This is a genomic window from Streptomyces sp. NPDC046831 (assembly GCF_040645305.1).
Taxonomy (GTDB): Bacteria; Actinomycetota; Actinomycetes; order Streptomycetales; family Streptomycetaceae; genus Streptomyces.
In genome coordinates, this window is record NZ_JBEYXZ010000022.1 from 34,725 (window position 1) to 53,048 (window position 18,324).

Annotated in this window: 12 protein-coding genes; 7 read left to right on the top strand and 5 right to left on the bottom strand. The window is 75.1% G+C overall.

The genetic code is table 11. From position 1 onward, the window contains the following. The first annotated feature begins 677 nt into the window (after positions 1 to 677). Complete coding sequence (locus ABZ920_RS19540; protein ID WP_361506137.1) at positions 678 to 1,337, top strand: DUF3566 domain-containing protein; 660 nt, start codon at positions 678 to 680, stop codon at positions 1,335 to 1,337. Between the two features lie 724 nt (positions 1,338 to 2,061). Here the strand turns inward: ABZ920_RS19540 and alc are convergent. After that, entirely contained in the window at positions 2,062 to 3,177 is a 1,116-nt protein-coding gene (gene alc / locus ABZ920_RS19545; RefSeq protein WP_361506140.1) for an allantoicase, read from the bottom strand. Between the two features lie 114 nt (positions 3,178 to 3,291). Next, positions 3,292 to 4,629: an allantoinase AllB gene (gene allB / locus ABZ920_RS19550; RefSeq protein WP_361506143.1), complete on the bottom strand. Its 1,338-nt coding sequence runs from the start codon at positions 4,627 to 4,629 to the stop codon at positions 3,292 to 3,294. Positions 4,630 to 4,916: 287 nt separating this feature from the next. Between allB and ABZ920_RS19555 the strand changes: the two genes are divergently transcribed. Further along, positions 4,917 to 5,708, top strand: coding sequence for an IclR family transcriptional regulator (locus ABZ920_RS19555; RefSeq protein WP_361506146.1), 792 nt, complete (start codon positions 4,917 to 4,919; stop codon positions 5,706 to 5,708). Positions 5,709 to 5,773: 65 nt separating this feature from the next. Here ABZ920_RS19555 and ABZ920_RS19560 read toward each other — a convergent pair whose 3' ends face one another. Then, a complete protein-coding gene (locus ABZ920_RS19560; protein ID WP_361506149.1) occupies positions 5,774 to 6,082 on the bottom strand; it encodes a DUF5955 family protein in 309 nt (102 codons plus the stop codon). Positions 6,083 to 6,611: 529 nt separating this feature from the next. On the opposite strand from ABZ920_RS19560, the gene ABZ920_RS19565 reads away from it, so the two are divergent. Both ABZ920_RS19565 and aceB read left to right on the top strand, forming a co-directional pair. Continuing rightward, positions 6,612 to 7,211, top strand: coding sequence for a nucleotidyltransferase family protein (locus ABZ920_RS19565; RefSeq protein ID WP_361506152.1), 600 nt, complete (start codon positions 6,612 to 6,614; stop codon positions 7,209 to 7,211). 224 nt (positions 7,212 to 7,435) lie between these two features. Continuing rightward, positions 7,436 to 9,061: a malate synthase A gene (gene aceB, locus ABZ920_RS19570; RefSeq protein WP_361506155.1), complete on the top strand. Its 1,626-nt coding sequence runs from the start codon at positions 7,436 to 7,438 to the stop codon at positions 9,059 to 9,061. A gap of 204 nt (positions 9,062 to 9,265) precedes the next feature. Here aceB and ABZ920_RS19575 read toward each other — a convergent pair whose 3' ends face one another. After that, a complete protein-coding gene (locus ABZ920_RS19575) occupies positions 9,266 to 10,180 on the bottom strand; it encodes a HipA family kinase (RefSeq protein ID WP_361506158.1) in 915 nt (304 codons plus the stop codon). Between the two features lie 435 nt (positions 10,181 to 10,615). On the opposite strand from ABZ920_RS19575, the gene ABZ920_RS19580 reads away from it, so the two are divergent. Both ABZ920_RS19580 and ABZ920_RS19585 read left to right on the top strand, forming a co-directional pair. Further along, positions 10,616 to 14,782 (top strand): SpoIIE family protein phosphatase, encoded by a 4,167-nt coding sequence (locus tag ABZ920_RS19580; RefSeq protein ID WP_361506161.1) that lies wholly within the window; start codon positions 10,616 to 10,618, stop codon positions 14,780 to 14,782. Further along, on the top strand, positions 14,782 to 15,093 hold the full coding sequence (locus ABZ920_RS19585; protein WP_361506164.1) for an STAS domain-containing protein: 312 nt from the start codon (positions 14,782 to 14,784) through the stop codon (positions 15,091 to 15,093). The genes ABZ920_RS19580 and ABZ920_RS19585 overlap by 1 nt, the downstream gene beginning before the upstream one ends. Before the next feature lie 115 nt (positions 15,094 to 15,208). On the opposite strand, the gene ABZ920_RS19590 is transcribed toward ABZ920_RS19585, so the two are convergent. Then, complete coding sequence (locus tag ABZ920_RS19590) at positions 15,209 to 16,711, bottom strand: IucA/IucC family protein (protein ID WP_361506167.1); 1,503 nt, start codon at positions 16,709 to 16,711, stop codon at positions 15,209 to 15,211. A gap of 92 nt (positions 16,712 to 16,803) precedes the next feature. Here ABZ920_RS19590 and ABZ920_RS19595 point away from each other — a divergent pair, with 92 nt between their 5' ends. Beyond that, positions 16,804 to 18,324 (top strand): IucA/IucC family siderophore biosynthesis protein, encoded by a 1,521-nt coding sequence (locus tag ABZ920_RS19595; RefSeq protein WP_361506170.1) that lies wholly within the window; start codon positions 16,804 to 16,806, stop codon positions 18,322 to 18,324.

An 18,324-nucleotide genomic window follows, 5' to 3' on the forward strand; every position in this document is an offset into this window, starting at 1 on the left:
GGGACGCGGCGCGCGCCCGGTGGCGCGGGGCGGAAGACCGGTGCTGATGCGTGCCGCCTATGTCGAACGGCTGGGTCCGCCGGACCTGATCCGCTGGGGCGAGCTGCCCGGCCCCGCACGGGTCCCGGCGAGCTGCCCGGCCCCGCACGGGTCCCGGCGAGCTGCCCGGCCCCGCACGGGTCCCGGCGAGCTGCCCGGCCCCGTGCGGGGTCCCGGCGAGGTGCTGGTGGACGTGCTGGTCACCACGGTCAAGCCGGTGGACGCCTCCGTGCGGTCATCCATCCGCAGCAGTGCCGCGCCGGTCCTCCGCACGGCCGGGCGGTGCGCCGGGGACGTCGCGCGGGCCCGCCGGAGACGGGGTGCGGCGCGTCCACTGCCGTACGGCCGGGCCGGGTGCCAGGCGCGAGCCGGGGGAACGCCCGGATGCGCGGTCGCATACCACCGCATACCGTCACATCGACGGAGCAGTCGACCAAGCCCCACTCTCTCGACGGCTCCGGCCCTCGTGGCGCCCTGCGGGGCGGCGACGCGTTCAGCGGCCGGGTGCGCCGCACGAGGTGTCACGGCGGGGGCGGTGCGGCCGGCGCGCGCAGCGGCGCCCGGCTGCCCAAGGCGCCCGCCCGCCGTCGTCCGAGCCTGCCGCCACGACGGCCTTCGCACGGCATGTGAGGAGAAGCATGAGCCCAGCCAAGCGCACCCTCCGCCCCTCCGGGTCCGGTGGTGGGCAGCCCGCACGGCGGGACGGCGCCGCCCACGGGCACGGTGGCCGGCGGGCCCACCGCCCGATGCCGGTCCACGGCGACGGCGAGCCGGCGCGTCCCGCCGTCGTCCGCGCCGGCGGAGAGGCGCCCGAGGACGCCGCTGAGGCACCGCCCTCCCGCTCCCGCCGGGTGCGGTTACGCATCTCGAAGGCGGATCCGTGGTCGGTGATGGCGACGAGCTTCCTGGTCCTGCTGGGACTCGGCGCGAGTGTCGTCGCGACCGTGGCCGTCGGGTGGAGCGTGCTGAGCGGGCTGGAGCCCGGGACGTGGCCCCCGATGAGCGAGGGCCTGGCCTTCACCGGCCTGATCGTGATGCTGGAGGTGGTCCTCGGCACGGCGCTGGCCACCCTTGTCGCCTTCCTCTACAACATGACCTCGGACTACGTCGGCGGGGTCGAGGTGACCCTGGACGACGAGGTCAGCGCCTTGGCGGCCGGGCCCGAGTCCGCGGGTCCCGACGTCCCGGGCGCCTACGGGGCCGTCGCGGCGGAGAGGGCGCGGCGCTGGTGGCGGGAGCGGTACCGGCGCCGCGAGGGCGATCCGCCGCCGGTGCCCGACGCCCTGGAGGACGCCTGAGGACGCCTCCCGGGCACGGCACCCGGCGAATCTTCGGGGGCGTCGGTGACCTGCGCGATGGAGTCGGTCTACTGGCAGCAGTGCCGAGCCGGAGCCGAGTCCGCCCATCAGGGGTCGGCGCCTGGGGAGGAGAGGGCGCCACCTTTCCCGGGCCGGCCCGGACGCACCCGTTGGCGTCCGTCCGGCCCCACGCGCCCCCACGGGCGCGTGGGCCAGCCGCCGACTTCCCGGTGGCGGACGCGTAGGTCAGCCGTCGCGGCCCCCGGCAGCGGACCCCTGGATCAGCCGCCGGCCCCCCAGCGGCGGACCCGTGGGCCAGCCGCCGCAGCCCCGGCAGCCGACCCCTGGATCAGCCGCCGGCTCCCCGGGGGCGGACGCGCGGGCCCGCCGTCGCGGCCCCAACAGCGGACCCGTGGATCAGCCGCCGGCCCCCGGCAGCGGACCCGTGGGCCCGCCATCGCGGCCCCCGGCAGCACACCCCTGGGCCAGCCGCCGGCTCCCCAGGGGCGGACGCGCGGGCCAGCCGCCACGGCCCTGGCAGCAGACCCGTGGATCAGCCGCCCGGCTCCCCGGGGCGGACGCGCGGGCCAGCCGCCACGGCCCCGGCAGCGGACCCGTGGGTCCGCCATCGCGGCCCCCCGGCAGCAAACCCGTGGGCCAGCCGCCGGCCCCCGGCAGCAAACCCGTGGATCAGCCGCCGGCTCCGGGTGGCGAGCCCATGACGTCAGCCGCCGGCTTCACGCTGGCGGGTCGCCAGGTCCGCCGCGCCCTCCCGGGTGAGTGAGCCGAAGAGGCGCAGGCGGGAGATGCCCCCGTCGGGGTGGATGTCCAGACGCGCGTGCGTGCCGACCGCCGGCCCGGGCAGGACGAAGCGGTGGTTGGTGTCCGGCTGGAGGCGGGTGCGCGGCAGCACCTCGGTCCACTCGCCGTCCTCGCCGTCCCGCACGGACACCGAGGCCCAGCCGGCGCTGTTGCCCTTCAGGCAGGCGGTGTCGATCTCCATCGCGCGGACCTCGGCCCGCGCCACCAGGCGGTAGCGGATCCAGTCGTTGCCGCGGTCACGGCGGCGGCGGGTCTCCCAGCCGTCGGCCATCGTGCGGGAGCGGCCCGGCTGGATGGTGTGGGCGGCCGGGGAGTAGAAGAGGTCCGAGGCGTCCTCGACCCGGCCGCCGTTCTCCAGGGCGACGACGTCGAACGTGCCGAGCACCCGCAGCCACTCCGGGTCGGGCACGACCTCGCCGTACACGCGCAGGCGCGCGATGCCGCCGTCGGGGTGCTGGTTGAGGCGCAGATGCGTGAAGCGCCGTCCGCAGTCCACCGCGAAGCCGTTCGCCGCGTGGCCGCCGACCGGCGTGCGCGGGACGACCGTCGTCCACGTGACGCCGTCCGCGAGCAGTTCCTCCGGCGAGGGGGAACCGGGGACGGACGCGCCCTCGACGGACACCGCCTGCGGATGGTTGCCGCGGAAGTGGGCCGTGTCGACGACGACGCCCCGGACGACTCCGGGTGCGCCGAGCCGGATGAGCGCCCAGTCGTGGTCCTCGTCGGCGGGCCAGGGGTGGCCGGCCGAGGCGCCGCGGCGGCGGCGGGTCTCCCAGCCGTCCATGACCTTGCCCTTGTGCCCGAAGTGGCCGGGGTCGAACTCGGCGCGCCCGTGCATCAGCAGGTTCTCCCGCTCGGCGAAGAACTCGTCGTTGGCGGCGACGACACCGGCGCCGAGCCGCCGGTCGGCGAGGTCGGCGTACCGCGTGAAGGGGAAGTCGGCGGTGCGGTAGTCCGCGTAGGGATCGCCGCCCCGGTAGGGCCCGGCGCCGCCGGTGTAGCGGGGAATCGCCGTCACGGTGATAGGCCTTCCTTTCGGTCGGGCGGTGCGGGCGTCGCCAGTAGCCCTGTCTGACCATGCGCGTCTGCCGCGCTTCGGGCGACGACGCGCATGGTCGGACAGGACCTGGGTTCAGCCGCCGCGGCGCAGCAGGCGGCCCTGCGGCTCGGCGAACCGGCCGTCCGCCACGACGCGCCGGCCGCGCAGCCACGTCGACCTCACGACGCCGTACAGCGTCCGGCCCGCGTAGGCGGTGACGCGGTTGCGGTGCTGCAGGGCGGCGGGGTCCACGGTGAACGCCTCGTCGGGCGCGAGGACGGCGAAGTCCGCGTCACGGCCCGCCTCGATGGCGCCCTTGCGGCAGAGGCCGACGAGCGCGGCGGGCCGGGCGGACATCCAGCGGACGACGTCCTCCAAGCCGTGGCCGCGCCGGCGGGCCTCGGTCCACACGGCCGGCAGGCTGAGCTGCAGACCGGAGATGCCGCCCCAGGCGGTGGCGAAGTCGTCCGTCTTCAGGTCGGCGGTGGACGGCGAGTGGTCGGTGACCACGCAGTCGACGGTGCCGTCGGCCAGCGCCTGCCACAGCAGGTCGCGGTTGGCGGCCTCCCGGATGGGCGGGCAGCACTTGAACTCGCTGGCGCCGTCCGGGACCTCCTCCGCGGTCAGGGTCAGGTAGTGCGGGCAGGTCTCCACCGTCAGGCGCACGCCGTCGGCCCTGGCCGCGGCGATCAGCGGCAGCGCGTTGCCGGAGGACAGGTGGAGTACATGCACGCGCCCGCCGGACCGCGCGGCCTGTGCGACGAGCGCGGCTACGGCGCTGTCCTCGGCGTCGTGGGGGCGGGAGGCGAGGAAGTCGGCGTACCGGGGGCCGCCCCGCTGCGGGGCGGCGGCGAGGTGGCCCGGGTCCTCGGCGTGCACGGCGAGGAGGCCGCCGAAACCGGCGATCTCCGCGAGCGAGCGGGCGAGTTGCCGCTGGTCCAGGTGCGGGAACTCGTCCACGCCCGAGGGCGACAGGAAGGCCTTGAAGCCGAGGACGCCGGCCTCGTGCAACGGGCGGAGGTCCTTGAGGTTGCCGGGCAGGGCGCCGCCCCAGAAGCCGACGTCGATGTGCGCCTTGTCCCGCGCGGCCTCCTGCTTGATGCGGAGGTGGTCCACCGTCGTGGTGGGCGGAAGCGAGTTGAGGGGCATGTCGACGAGGGTGGTGATGCCGCCGGCCGCCGCCGCCCGGGTGGCGGTCCAGAAGCCCTCCCACTCGGTGCGTCCGGGGTCGTTGACGTGCACGTGGGTGTCGACCAGGCCGGGCAGCAGCACGTCGTCGCCGAAGTCCGCCACCCGGGCCCCGGGCGGCGTCCCGGCGTCGTGCGGCAGGACGGCCGTGATCGTCCCTCGGGCCACCAGGACCGACGCCGCGCGCGTCCCCGCGGGAGTGATGACGCGCGTCGAGCGCAGCACCAGTTCGGCGTCGGACACCCGGACCCCTTCCTTGCCGCCGTGTTCCGTACGGGGAACGGGAGGCACACCCGCGCATCGCTCCTTCAACGTTCTGTTGAAGGAGTCTTCACTCCCCGTGGCAGGCCGTCAAGGGCACTCTCCCGACAGGGCGCTCCCCCGCCCGGAGGCCTGGATGTCTCCCCACGTGACATCACGATCCCGAGCAGCGGAACGGCGGTTCCGCAGCAGCGGGGGCCGGCCGGCCCCCCGGTAGGCTTTGGCCCTTCCTGCAGGGTGAACCCTGTCCGTGCCGAAAGGAACGCGCCGTGCCGACGTCCAGCGCCAGCACCACCGACTCCGCCAAGTCCTCCGGCGGCGGCGGGGTCCAGTCCCTCGAGCGCGCCTTCGACCTGCTCGAGCGGATGGCGGACGCGGGCGGCGAGGTCGGCCTGAGCGAGCTGTCCGTGACCAGCGGCCTGCCGCTGCCCACCATTCACCGGCTGATGCGCACGCTTGTGGCCTGCGGGTACGTCCGCCAGCAGCCCAACCGCCGGTACGCGCTGGGCCCCCGTCTGATCCGCCTCGGCGAGTCCGCGTCCCGGCTGCTGGGCACCTGGGCGCGCCCGCACCTGGCCCGCCTGGTCGAGGAGACCGGTGAGACGGCGAACATGGCGCTGCTCGACGGGGACGAGATCGTCTACGTGGCGCAGGTGCCCTCCAAGCACTCGATGCGCATGTTCACGGAGGTGGGCCGGCGGGCCCTGCCGCACTCCACCGGCGTGGGCAAGGCCCTGCTGGCCGGCGTCCCCGACGACGAGGTGCGGGCCCTGCTCGCCCGGACCGGCATGCCCGCCGCCACGGAGCGGACGATCACCACTCCCGAGGAGTTCCTCGCCGCGCTGGCACAGGTACGCGACCTCGGCTACGCGCTCGACGACAGCGAGCAGGAGATGGGGGTCCGCTGCCTCGCCGTCTCCGTGCCGGGCTCCCCCACCGCCGCCGCGATCTCCATCTCCGGTCCGGCCGGCCGGCTGACGGAGGAGGCGACGGAGAAGATCGTGCCGGTGCTCCAGCAGGTCGCCGCGGAGCTGTCGCAGGCACTGGCGAGCGCGGGCTGATCCGCTGCACGGGCACCGGCGCCGCCCGGGCCCCGGCCGGTGCGGGAGGGCCCCCGCGCCGCCCGTCATCCGCCGGGCGGCCCGAACAGGTCCACCGCGTCACGGACGTCGGACAGGCCCGGCCGCAGGGCGCTGACGGAACCGAGCGCGCCCGCGATCAGCAGCAGGGAGCGGCGCAGGCGCGGAATCTCGGGCGTGTCCCGGGCTGTCATCGCGGCCAGGGCGGCGAGCTCGTCCTCCGCGATGGCGCGGTCGGGGAAGTCCGGATGGGCGGCGAGCTGGCGGCGCAGCCGGGACACGGCCGTGCGCAGTCCCGCCACCCTCGGGTCCTCTCCGCTGCCGGTCACCGGCCTCTGCCCCAAGCTCCGCAACACAGCCCTCCCCCCTCGCACGGCCTTGTGCGCACGTCCGCGTCGTCCCGCCGGACACCCCCGTGATGCGGGCGGGGTGCCGCGGGATGCGGGCCAGTAAACGACACTCTGTGCCCGCCGCGCTACCGTGCGGAGCGAGTTTCGGCCCCAGGTGCGGTTCGAACGTCCTTCCGAGCATGCACCGCGCAGGGTGGCGGACGGCGGGGGCGCCGTGGCCGCCGGCCGCCGCCCTGCGCCCGCGGGCACGAGCGGCCGGCGCGCGGGCGCGGCCGACTGGCGGGCACGGTCGGCGGGCGAGCGCGGCCGGCGGGCAGCGGACCGGCAGGCGCAGGCGGTGATGGCCGGGCGCGGCCGGCGGGCGCAGGCGACCGGCTGACGGGCGCGGCCGGCGAGCGGACGCGATCAGAGGACGGGGGGCCGACCCGCGGGCACGGTCGACGGCCAGGCACAAGCCGGCACGCGGGCGCCGGTCGTCCGGCAGGCGCGGCCGCATGGCGAGCACGGTCCGCGGGCCGGCGGGTAAGCAGGACGTATGACAGGGAACGCGGACGAGGTCGCCGGGCTGGTGCTGGCCGCGGGGGGCGGGCGGCGGCTGGGCGGGCGGCCCAAGGCGCTGCTCGGCCACCGGGGACGCCCCCTGGTGGAGCACGCGGTCGGGGTGCTGCGGGCGGCGGGGTGCGAGCGTGTCCACGTGGTCCTGGGGGCGCGGGCCGCCCTCGTACGGGAGCGGGCGGAACTCGGCGGCTGCGTGCTGGTGGAGAACCCCGCGTGGGCCGACGGCATGGGTTCCTCACTGCGGTCCGGCCTGGACTCGCTCACCGGCACGGACGCCCGGGCGGCCCTGGTGTGCCTCGTCGACCAGCCGGGCATCGGCCCGGAGGCGGTGGCCCGCGTCCGGGCGGCCCACCGGGACGAGACGTCGCTGGTCTCGGCGGCGTACGGCGGAGTGCGCGGCCACCCGGTCCTGTTGGGCGCGGCCCACTGGGCGGACATCGCGGCGACCGCGACCGGCGACCGGGGGGCACGCGCCTACCTCCGGGCGCACGAGGAGGCGATCACACTCGTCGAGTGCGGCGACGTGGCCCGTCCGTACGACATCGACACGCCGGACGACCTGCGCCACCTCGCATGAGCGGACGACGCCGGACACGACGGCGGCCCGCCACGCGGCGTCACAGCGACATCACCGCACCCTTGACTTCCACCATGAGAAAACTAGGATCCACCGATCGAAGGCACCCGCCCGCTCCACGGGTGGCAACGGCCCCTTTCCCGCCCCTGGGCATCCCGTGCCACGGCAGGGTGGCGGCGAACGTGATGCGCTGAAGAAGCTCCCCGGTAAGGAAGTGACAGCTCATGTCCGCTCCAGCGCCGTCCCCGCTGGCCGTCGTCGACGCCGAACCCCTGCCCCGGCAGGAGGAGGTGCTCTCCGAGGCGGCGCTCGCCTTCGTGGCCGAGCTGCACCGGCGGTTCACGCCGCGCCGCGACGAACTCCTCGCCCGCCGTGCCGAGCGCCGCGCCGAGATCGCCCGCACCTCCACCCTGGACTTCCTCCCGGAGACCGCCGGCATCCGCGCGGACGACTCCTGGAAGGTGGCACCGGCCCCGCCCGCGCTCGAGGACCGCCGGGTGGAGATCACCGGTCCGACCGACCGGAGGATGACCGTCAACGCGCTCAACTCGGGCGCCCGGGTCTGGCTCGCCGACTTCGAGGACGCCTCCGCTCCCACCTGGGGGAACGTCGTCCTCGGCCAGCTGAACCTGATCGACGCCTACACCCGGAACATCGACTTCACGGACCCCCGGTCCGGCAAGTCCTACGCCCTGCGGCCGCAGGAGGAGCTGGCGACGGTCGTCACGCGCCCGCGCGGCTGGCACCTGAACGAGCGTCACCTGGTGGACTCCGGCGGCACTCCGGTCCCCGGCGCCCTCGTCGACTTCGGCCTGTACTTCTTCCACAACGCCAAGCGGCTGACCGAGCTCGGCAAGGGCCCGTACTTCTACCTGCCGAAGACGGAGTCCCACCGGGAGGCGCGGCTGTGGAACGACGTCTTCGTCTTCGCCCAGGACCACCTGGGCGTGCCGCAGGGCACCGTCCGGGCCACCGTCCTGATCGAGACGATCACGGCGGCCTACGAGATGGAGGAGATCCTCTACGAACTGCGCGACCACGCCTCCGGGCTGAACGCCGGCCGCTGGGACTACCTCTTCTCGATCGTCAAGAACTTCCGTGACGGCGGGGCGAAGTTCGTCCTGCCCGACCGCAACGCGGTGACGATGACGGCCCCGTTCATGCGCGCCTACACCGAACTCCTCGTGCGCACCTGCCACAGGCGCGGCGCGCACGCGATCGGCGGCATGGCGGCCTTCATCCCCTCCCGCAAGGATCCCGAGGTCAACAGGGTCGCCTTCGAGAAGGTCCGCGCCGACAAGGACCGTGAGGCCGGCGACGGCTTCGACGGCTCCTGGGTGGCCCACCCGGACCTGGTCCCGATCGCCCAGGAGTCCTTCGACAGGGTGCTCGGCGACCGGCCGCACCAGAAGGACCGCCTGCGCGAGGACGTCGACGTCAAGGCGGCCGACCTGATCGCGATCGACTCCCTCGACGCCAAACCGACGTACGCGGGACTGGTCAACGCCGTGCAGGTCGGCATCCGCTACATCGAGGCCTGGCTGCGCGGCCTCGGCGCGGTCGCCGTCTTCCACCTGATGGAGGACGCGGCCACCGCCGAGATCTCCCGGTCCCAGATCTGGCAGTGGATCAACGCGGGAGTCGTCCTCGACACCGGCGAGAAGGTCACCGCCGAACTGGCGCGGGGGGTCGCGGCCCGGGAACTGGACGCGATCCGGGCCGAGCTGGGTGAGGAGGCGTTCGCCGGCGGCCGCTGGCAGCAGGCGCACGACCTGCTGCTGAAGGTGGCGCTGGACGAGGACTACGCCGACTTCCTGACGCTGCCGGCGTACGACCTGCTCGAGGGCTGACGCCCGGCGCAGCGGCCGACGGTGAGGTCCGCGTGCCCCGGGTGCCCGCCCGCGGGCACCCCGGGCACCCCCTGAGGCCCCGTCGCCGGCCACGCGGGCACCCCCTGGAGCCCGTCCCCGGTCGCTGCGGGCACCCCGTGAAGCCCGTCCTGGTCCGGCCGCTGGGGCACCCCGCGGGCCGCCGCGCCCGCTCCGGTGGTGCCGTCAGCCCAGGTGGCGCGACCAGTCCGGTTCCGCCGCCGGCTTCCCGTGGAGGTCGGGGACCCGTTTGAGCCAGTCGGGCCGGCCCTGCTGCGTCCTCGCCGCCCGCCGTGCCTCCTCGGCGGCCAGCTGCTGCCGGCTGGGGAAGTCGGTGGGCAGCCAGTCCGCGGAGGCCCTGACCCGTGCGCAGAGGTAGTCCGCGTAGGCATCGCGGACCTCGTCGGGCCCCGCGAACCCGGGTTCTCCCGTGAGCCAGGCCTCCGGCACCTCGGCCACGACCTGCCGCAGCAGCTCCTCCGTCACGCGCGGCGCCAGCTCCGCGTCGGCGGCCTCGACGTCGGGCGCGTACGGGCCGAGCGCGTGGTGGCGGAAGTCGTACGCCTTCTCCGGCGCCGAGGTGTCCCAGCGGTGGTGGAAGACCAGGGCCGCCCCGTGGTCGATGAGCCACAGCCGGGGAGGGACCGTCCCGAGGGTGGGCCAGATCATGAGGTTCGAGCTGTGGACGGTCCGGTCCACGTTCGCCGTCAGCGCGTCCAGCCAGACGATCCGGCCCGCCTCCAGCGGATCCACCCGGAATCGCTCGGCGGCCTCGGGGGTGAGGTCCCGGGCGCCCGGCAGGTAGTCCATGCCGAGGTTCATCCCCGGGCTCGCCTTCAGCAGGTCCCGCACCTCCTGGTGCGGTTCGTGCGCGGCGAGGCCGGGATCGAAGTGCGCGAGGACGAGCTCGGGGACCCGCAGGCCGAGGGCGCGCGCCAGCTCGCCCACGATCACCTCGGCGACCAGCGCCTTGCGCCCCTGAGCGGAGCCGGTGAACTTCACGACGTAGGTGCCCAGGTCGTCCGCCTCGACGACGCCGGGGACGGACCCGCCGGAGTGCAGGGGCCTGACGTAGCGGCTGACGGTGACCTCACTCAGCATTGCCCCGGGCCACCCGACTCTCCACGCCTGCCGTCCACGACCAGCTCCCCGCGTGAGCATAGTAACCGAGCGTGACAGCCGGCGGGAGAACGAGCAGGTGGCGAGGGGTCGCGCCACCGCCGCCGCCCGCCGGGACGGCCGGTGCGGCACAGCTACACGCAGGGCCGGCCGAGTACCCGGGGCGACTGGCTTATCCTACGAAGTCGCAGAACCTCGCGAGGCGGCGACACCCGGCTTCAGGCAGCGGAGCCAGGACGTCAGCACACGATTGCGACCGCCGGTGCGCGCACGGGCCGGGCGAGGCCTTCTCATGCCTGCGAAGTCCCCGCCCTCACCGTGGTGGCGGGCCGGCGGGGAGATGCACACCTGCTCACGGCGGCCGACCGGCGTGGGCGGAGGGTGAGGCAGTTACGGCAGTGGACGAAAGGGTGTGGCGTGGCGCGTTCGGAAGACGCCGAGCACGAGCTGTCGGCGACCGGAGTCGATGTCTTCGCCGCCGACCGCGAGGTCGGCCGGGACCTCGCCGCGGTGGACTGGGCGGCGACGCCGCTGGGGGCGCCGCAGAGCTGGCCGCAGAGCCTGCGGACCGCGGTGAGCATCCTCCTCTCGTCCAGGTTCCCGATGTGGATGGCGTGGGGACCGGAGCTGACGTTCTTCTGCAACGCCGCCTACCGACGCGACACCCTGGGCCAGAAGTACCCCTGGGCGCTGGGCCGGCCGGCCGACGTGGTCTGGTCGGAGATCTGGAGCGACATCGGCCCCCGCATCGACCGGGTCCTCGCCACCGGCGAGGCGACCTGGGACGAGGCGCTGCTGCTGTTCCTGGAGCGCTCCGGCTACCCGGAGGAGAGCTACCACACCTTCTCCTACAGCCCGCTGCGCAACGACGACGGTGCCGTGGTCGGCATGCTCTGCGTGGTCAGCGAGGACACCGAGCGCGTCATCGGCGAGCGCCGGATGGCGACCCTGCGCGACCTGGGTTCCGACCCCAGCGTGATCCGCACCGAGCAGGAGGTGCTGGACTTCGCCGGCCGGCAGCTGGGCCGCAACCGGCGGGACCTGCCCTTCACCCTGACCTACCTCTTCGAGGACGACGGCCCGGCCCGGCTCGCGGCCATGACGGGGCTGCCGGAGGGCCATCCGGCAGCCGCGGCCACCGTGGAGGTCGACGACCCGGACGCGGTGTGGCCGGCGGGAGAACTGCTCCGCGGCGAGCCGGCGCTGGTCACCCTGGACGGCCCGGTGTTCTCCGACCTGCCGGCCGGTGACTGGGAGCAGCCGCCCGTCCGGGCCCTGGCCGTGCCGCTGCCGCAGCAGGGCAACGCGCCGTACGGGTTCCTGGTGGCCGGCCTGAACCGCTACCGGACCCTGGACGACGGCTACCGCGGGTTCGTCGAGCTGACCGCCGGCCACCTCGCCTCCGGCATCGGCAGCGCCCGCAGCTACGAGAGCCAGCAGCAGCGGGCGGAGGAACTGGCCAAGCTGGACCGGGCCAAGACCACCTTCTTCTCCAACATCAGCCACGAGTTCCGCACCCCCCTGACGCTGATCACGGGCCCGGTGCAGGAGCTGCGGTCCCGGCTGGCGGACGACGAGCAGGTCCGCCGGGAACTGGACATCATCCACCGCAACGGGCTGCGGCTGAGCAAGCTCGTCAACACCCTGCTGGACTTCTCCCGCATCGAGGCCGGCCGTATGCAGGCCAGCTACGAGCCGGTCGACCTGGCCGCGGTCACCGGCGAGCTGGCCAGTGTCTTCCGCTCCGCCATCGACAGGGCCGGGCTCACCTTCCACGTCGACTGCGCGCCGCTCGACCAGCCCGTCCACATCGACCGGGACATGTGGGAGAAGGTGATCCTCAACCTCCTCAGCAACGCGCTGAAGTTCACCTTCGACGGCTCCATCAGCGTCAGCCTGCGCCAGGAGGGGGACGGGGCGGTCGTCACCGTCGCGGACACCGGCATCGGTGTCCCGGCGGCCGAGGTGCCCAGGCTGTTCGAGCGGTTCCACCGCATCGACAACGCGCGCTCCCGCTCCAACGAGGGAAGCGGCATCGGCCTCGCCCTCGTCCAGGAGCTGGTCGGCCTGCACGGCGGCACCATCACCGCCGCCAGCACCGAGGGCGAGGGCACCTGTTTCACCATCCGCCTGCCCTTCGGCACCGGCCACCTGCCCACGGACGCCCTCGCGCCCGCGTCCGACTCCCGTGCCGCCGTCACCGCCGCCGACCCCTACCTGCAGGAGGCCATGCGCTGGCTGCCCTCCGGCAGTGCCACCGACGCCGCCGCGCAGGAACCGGCGCAGCTGCTCGCGGACGGCGCCGTGCCCGCCGAGACGTCCAAGCTCGCCGCGGCGCGGCTGCTGGTCGCCGACGACAACGCGGACATGCGCGAGTACCTCACCCGCCTGCTGACGGGCGCCGGCTACCAGGTCGACGCGGTCACCGACGGGCTGGAGGCGCTGGAGGCCGTCCGCCGCAATCCGCCCGAGCTTGTCGTCAGCGACGTCATGATGCCCCGCATGGACGGCCTGCACCTGGTGACCGCGCTGCGCGCCGACACCCGCACCGCCGCGCTGCCCGTGCTGCTGCTGTCCGCCCGGGCCGGGCAGGAGGCCTCCATCGAGGGCCTGCAGGCCGGCGCCGACGACTACCTGGTCAAGCCGTTCGCCGCCGCCGAGCTCCTCGCCCGGGTGGAGGCCAACGTCAAGCTGGCCCGGCTGCGTGCCCATCACGCCCGCTGGCGCACCGCGCTGGTGGAGTCGCTGCAGGAGGCGTTCTTCGTCTGCGACGAGGACGGCGCCGTGATCGAGATCAACAAGGCGTTCACCCACATCCTCGGCTACGGTCCCGAGGACCTGCCCTACGCGCCCGTCCACCCCTGGTGGCCGGACGCCGAGACGGACCCGGAGGCGCACCGGCAGGTCGCCGAGGCCTTCGGCCAGCTCCTGGGAGACCGCCAAGGCTCCTACACCATCCCCGTCACCCACCGCGACGGGCGACGGCGGTGGGTGACCGTCACCTTCGCCCACGCCCAGGACCCCGACACCGGGCGCCGGGTGACCGTCGGCACCTTCCGCGACGTCACCGCCGAGCACTACGCCATCCAGCGCGAGAGCGCCCTGGCCTCCCTGAGCACCAGGCTGTCGCAGGCCACGAGCGCGTCCGACGCCCTGTCGGGCGCCCTCGACGAGCTGAGGACCCTGTGGCGGGCCCGGTGCGTGCTCGCCGCCGTCTTCGCGGGCGGCCAGGAGCCCGTCCTGACCGCCACCGACGACTCGCTGTGGCAGGACCTGCCCGGCGAGCAGCGCCAGGCCATCAGCGAGGTGCGTCAGCGGCCGACGCTGACCGCGGTGGGCGACCACGCCGGGGCCGGCATCGCCATCGAGCACCCCGACGGGACGATGGTGGTGTGGATCGACCTGGGCGAGCACCGGCCGTTCACCGAGGAGGACCAGCTGCTGCTGTCGCTGCTGGCCGGCCACCTCGCGCAGGGCCTGACCCGCGCCCACCAGATCGACCAGCAGCGCGAGACCGCCATCGCACTGCAGCGGGCCATCCTCGGCCCGTCCAGCCTGCCCGACGGGTTCGCCGTCCGCTACGAGCCCGCCACCCAGCCCCTGGAGGTCGGCGGCGACTGGTACGACACCGTGAGCCTGCCCGACGGCCGCATCGGCATCGTCGTCGGCGACTGCGTCGGCCGCGGTCTGGGGGCGGCCTCGGTCATGGGGCAGATGCGCAGCGCCTGCCGTGCCCTGCTCCTGCAGGACGCGAGCCCCGCGCAGGCGCTGATGGCACTGGACCACTTCGCCGCCACGATCCCCGGCGCGATGTGCACAACGGTCTTCTGCGGCGTCCTGGAGCCCGGGACGGGCCGCCTGACGTACTCCAGCGCCGGGCACCCGCCGGGCATCCTCACCCAGCCCGACGGCACCACCCGCCTGCTGGAGGACGCGCGGTCCATCCCCCTCGCGGTCCGTCCGGGCCGGACGCGGCCCGAGGCCGAGTGCGTGATGCCCGCGCGCGCCACCCTTCTGCTGTACACCGACGGCCTCGTCGAACGCCGGCGCCGGCCGCTGACCGCGGGCATCCACCAGGCCAGCGAAGCCGTCCAGGACGGCCGCGACACCGCCGTCGACGACCTGGCCAGCGAGGTGATGACCCGGCTGGCGCCCGCCGACGGGTACGACGACGACGTCGCCCTGCTGCTGTATCGCCACCCGGCGCCCCTGGAGGTGTCCTTCCCCGCCGAGACCTCCCAGCTCGCCCCGGTGCGCAAGGCGCTGCGCAGCTGGCTCGACCAGTGCGAGCTGCCGCCGCACACCGTGCAGAACGTCCTGGTCGCGGCCGGGGAGGCGTGTGCCAACGCCATCGAGCACGGGCACCGTGACGCGCCCGGCGACACCGTCCGCCTGCGTGCCGAGGCCTTCGTCCACAAGCTGCGCCTCACCGTCAGCGACACCGGCCGCTGGAAGACCCCGCAGCCCGAACTCAACGCCCACCGCGGCCGCGGCGTCACCCTGATGCGCTCTTTGATGCAGCACGTCACCATCACCCCCGGCAGCACCGGCACCACCGTCGACATGCACACGAGGATCGCCTGATGACCACTCCGCTCACCCTCACTCCCGGTACGAACCCGGACGGCACCCACCACCTCGCCGTCACCGGTGAGATCGACATGAGCAACATCAGCTCCCTTGCCGACGCCCTCGACACGACCTCGGGTCCGCTCGTCCTGGACCTGACCGCCGTCGACTACCTCGACAGCGCCGGCCTGAGTGTGCTGTTCGCCCACGCCGACCGCCTCCAGCTGATCGCGACCCCCCTGCTGGCGCCGGTGCTGACCATCTCCGGGCTGGCCGACCTGACCACCGTCCACGGCCTCGACTCCGGGCTTCCGCCGACCTACTAGCTAAGCCCAGTCCGACAATTCGCGTCTGCCGCGCGAGGCGACGTACCCCCGCGGCGGCGGCCGGTGCGGTGACCGGGGACGGCACGGCGGCCGGCGCGGGCCGGAGCCGGCCGGTCTAGGCGCCGGCCAGGGGGTTGGGCAGAGGCAGGTAGCGGGCGTCGGCGCCGTCGGCGCCGGTCCACCGCAGCAGGAGGTTCGTCTTGCCGGGCAGGGTGGGCGAGGCGAGCAGGGCGGCGATCTCGGGCAGGTGGTGCCGGGCGAGTTCGCGGCGGGCCGCCGGCCAGGGGTCGAGGCCCGGATGCCGTTCGGCGAGGGCCGCGGCGACCTCGGCGAGGTGGTTGACGACGAGGCAGTACACCAGCCGCTCCCAGCCGGCGGCGCGGGACACCTCCGGCACCAGCTTGACCCCCTCCGCGTCGCGGAACAGCGCCTGCACGGGCACGCCGGCTCCGTCGACGGCCACCAGCGAGTTCTGCAGGTGCGCCTCCAGCACGACGCCGTGCCGGGCGAACACCCCGAGGACCGGGGGCACGACCTGGCGCAGGTACGCCTTCCACCACACCGCCGGATCCGCCGGGCCGTCGAGCGGGTTGCCGTCGAAGCCCTCGGCGAGGGCCGCGGCGAGCAGCGGGGTCGCGCCGGGCAGGACGTGGCCGCGCAGCCCGTCGCGGACGACCACGGCGAGCTCCTCGAAGGCGAAGGAGGCGGTGCGGTGGCCGCGGTCGCTCAGCCAGGCGGCCGGGCCGTCCGCCGCCGCGAAGGCCCGCGTGACCGCGGTGTCGGTGCGGCGCAGCCGCGCCAGGTCGTGGCGCCACAGCCGCCGGACGTCGTTGGTGATCCGCACGTCGAGGCTGAACTTCAGGAACAGGTCCCGCTCGGGGGCGTGGACGGTGCGGACCGCCGCCGTCGGCCAGACGTCGAAGGCAGTGGTGCCGAGCCGCAGCAGGCGGCGGTCGGCGAAGGCGGCGGCCAGCTCGCGTGCGGCGAGGTCGAGCTGCCAGGGGTGCGCGGGCAGCAGCCGGTAGCCGGGCGGTGCCTGGCCGAGCGCGTCGAGCGCGGAGGTGTCGCCCTCCTCGACGACCGCGTCCTCGCGCACCCCGAGCAGCACCAGCGGGAAACGGGCGTGCACCTCGGGCGCGTACGGCAGCCAGGCGGCGACGGGGCCGCCGCCGCGCGCCTTGGGCGCCGGGTGGTGGGGGTGGCCGGTGACGAGGGACTGCTCGGAGCGCAGGTACGGGTCGTCCGGCGCCGTGGCCCGGGCGCGCGCGGTGAGCAGGGCGGCCACGGCGTCCCGGCTGTCGATCATCTCGGCGGGCAGTTCGTGGTTGGACCGGCCCGTGCGCCGGCGCAGCTCCTCGGCCACCAGCTTCACCAGTTCGGCGTGGCCGACGCGGCGCCAGCCGCCCGCCGTGTGCACCTCGGGCTCGGCGGGCCGCCGGCCGTCGCGCACGCGCAGCAGCCGGCCGCTGCCGGGCAGCCGGTAGACCCGGCGCGCACCCGGGGCGGCGTGCGGCCGGGCCACCTCCCGGATCAGGCAGTTCAGCAGGGGAGCCGCCGCGTAGGCGTCGGCACGCTGCCCGACGTCGTGCTGGGGGGCCATGAGCTGCACGCGTTCCATTCGATCCCTACGTCCGCACGGTGCGAAAGTGATCAGTATGTCGGTCCGCGCCCGTTAGCGTGGCGCCCGAACCGGACCCGAGGAGCCCGACCGTGTACCGATCCCCCACCGCCGAGGCCGAGGTCGCCGAGGAGCTGGCCGCCGAGCGCGCCGGCCTCGTGCCACGGTACGCGGCGGCGCTGCCCGGCGCCCGGGCCGCCGTGCTGTCCCGGCTGTGGCGGGCCCTGGCGCACGAGCCGCTGCCGTGGGTCGCCGGCCGTGAGCGCACGCGGGACGGGCTGGTGCTGCGGCTGGCCGACGGCCGCCGGCTGCACGGCCCGGCAGCGGACCCGTACGCCACCGCCGCGTACGTGACCGCCGTGGACCTCGACGGCGTGCCGTACGAGGACCCGGCCCGCCTGACGGAGGCACTGCCGGCGCCCCACCGGGCGGCCTTCGCCGCCGAACTCGGGCACAGCGCGGCGTCGTTGGCGCTGTCGCGGGCGGCCCAGCCGGCGCACCCGGAGGAGTGGCCCGAGGAGGACTGGCAGTGGGAGCAGCGGGTGGTCGACGGCCACCCCTTCCACCCGAACTGCCGCTCCAGGCCCGGTTTCTCGGTGGCCGAGCAGCTCGCCTACGCGCCCGAGCACCGGCCGCTGGTAGGGCTGGGCCTGCTGCCGGTGCCCGCCGGGGAGTGCCTGGTGACAGGGGCGTGGCCGGACGAACTACGCGACGGACGGCGGCTGTTGCTGCCGGTGCACCCCTGGCAGGCCGAGCACGTGCTGAAACGGCCGTGCGACGACGGCGCGCTCACGGCCCATCCGCTGATGTCCCTGCGCACCCTGGCCGTGCCCGGCGGGCCGCACGTCAAGACCGCGCTCACCGCCCGGCTGACGTCGTCGGTGCGGGACATCTCCGTGCCGTCGATCGCCGCGTCGGCGGACCTGTCGGCGTTCGCGGAGGCGCTGGCGGCCCGCACGGACGGCCTGCTGCGCATCACCCGCACCCTCGGCGCGGCCACCGCCCACTCCCCCGACCTGGCGGCCGTCTGGCGGGAGGCGCCGAAGCGGTACGCGGGCCCCGGTGAGCACGTCCTGCCGGTGGCGGCCCTGCCCGCCACGGGCCTGTCCGAACGCCCGGCGTGGCTGGGCGACTTCACCCGCCTGGCGCTCACGGCCGGGCTGCGCCTGCTGGAGCTGGGGGTGGCCCTGGAGGCGCACGGCCAGAACCTGCTGGTGGTGCTGTCCGCCTCCGGCGCCCCGCTGCGCCTGGTCTACCGCGACCTGGCGGACATCCGCGTCAGCCCGGCCCGTCTCGCCCGGCACGGCGTCCGCGCCGCCGGGCTGCCCGGCCGGATCCTCACCGACGACCCGGTGGCCTTGCGGCGCAAGCTGTTCGGGTCGCTGGTGGCTGGCGCGCTGGCGGGCACGGCGGGCTCCGGCGCCGCCCTGCGCGCGGCCCTGGAGACCGCCGTACGGGAGCTGCCGCGCACCGCGGACCTGGCGGCGCTGTGCGAGGAGCCGCTGCCCGCGAAGGCACTGACGCTGATGCGGCTGTCGCCCGCAACTCCCGGTGACCAGTGGGCCGCTCTGCCCAACCCCCTCGTTTTGGAGCCGGGCCGGTCCGATCAATAG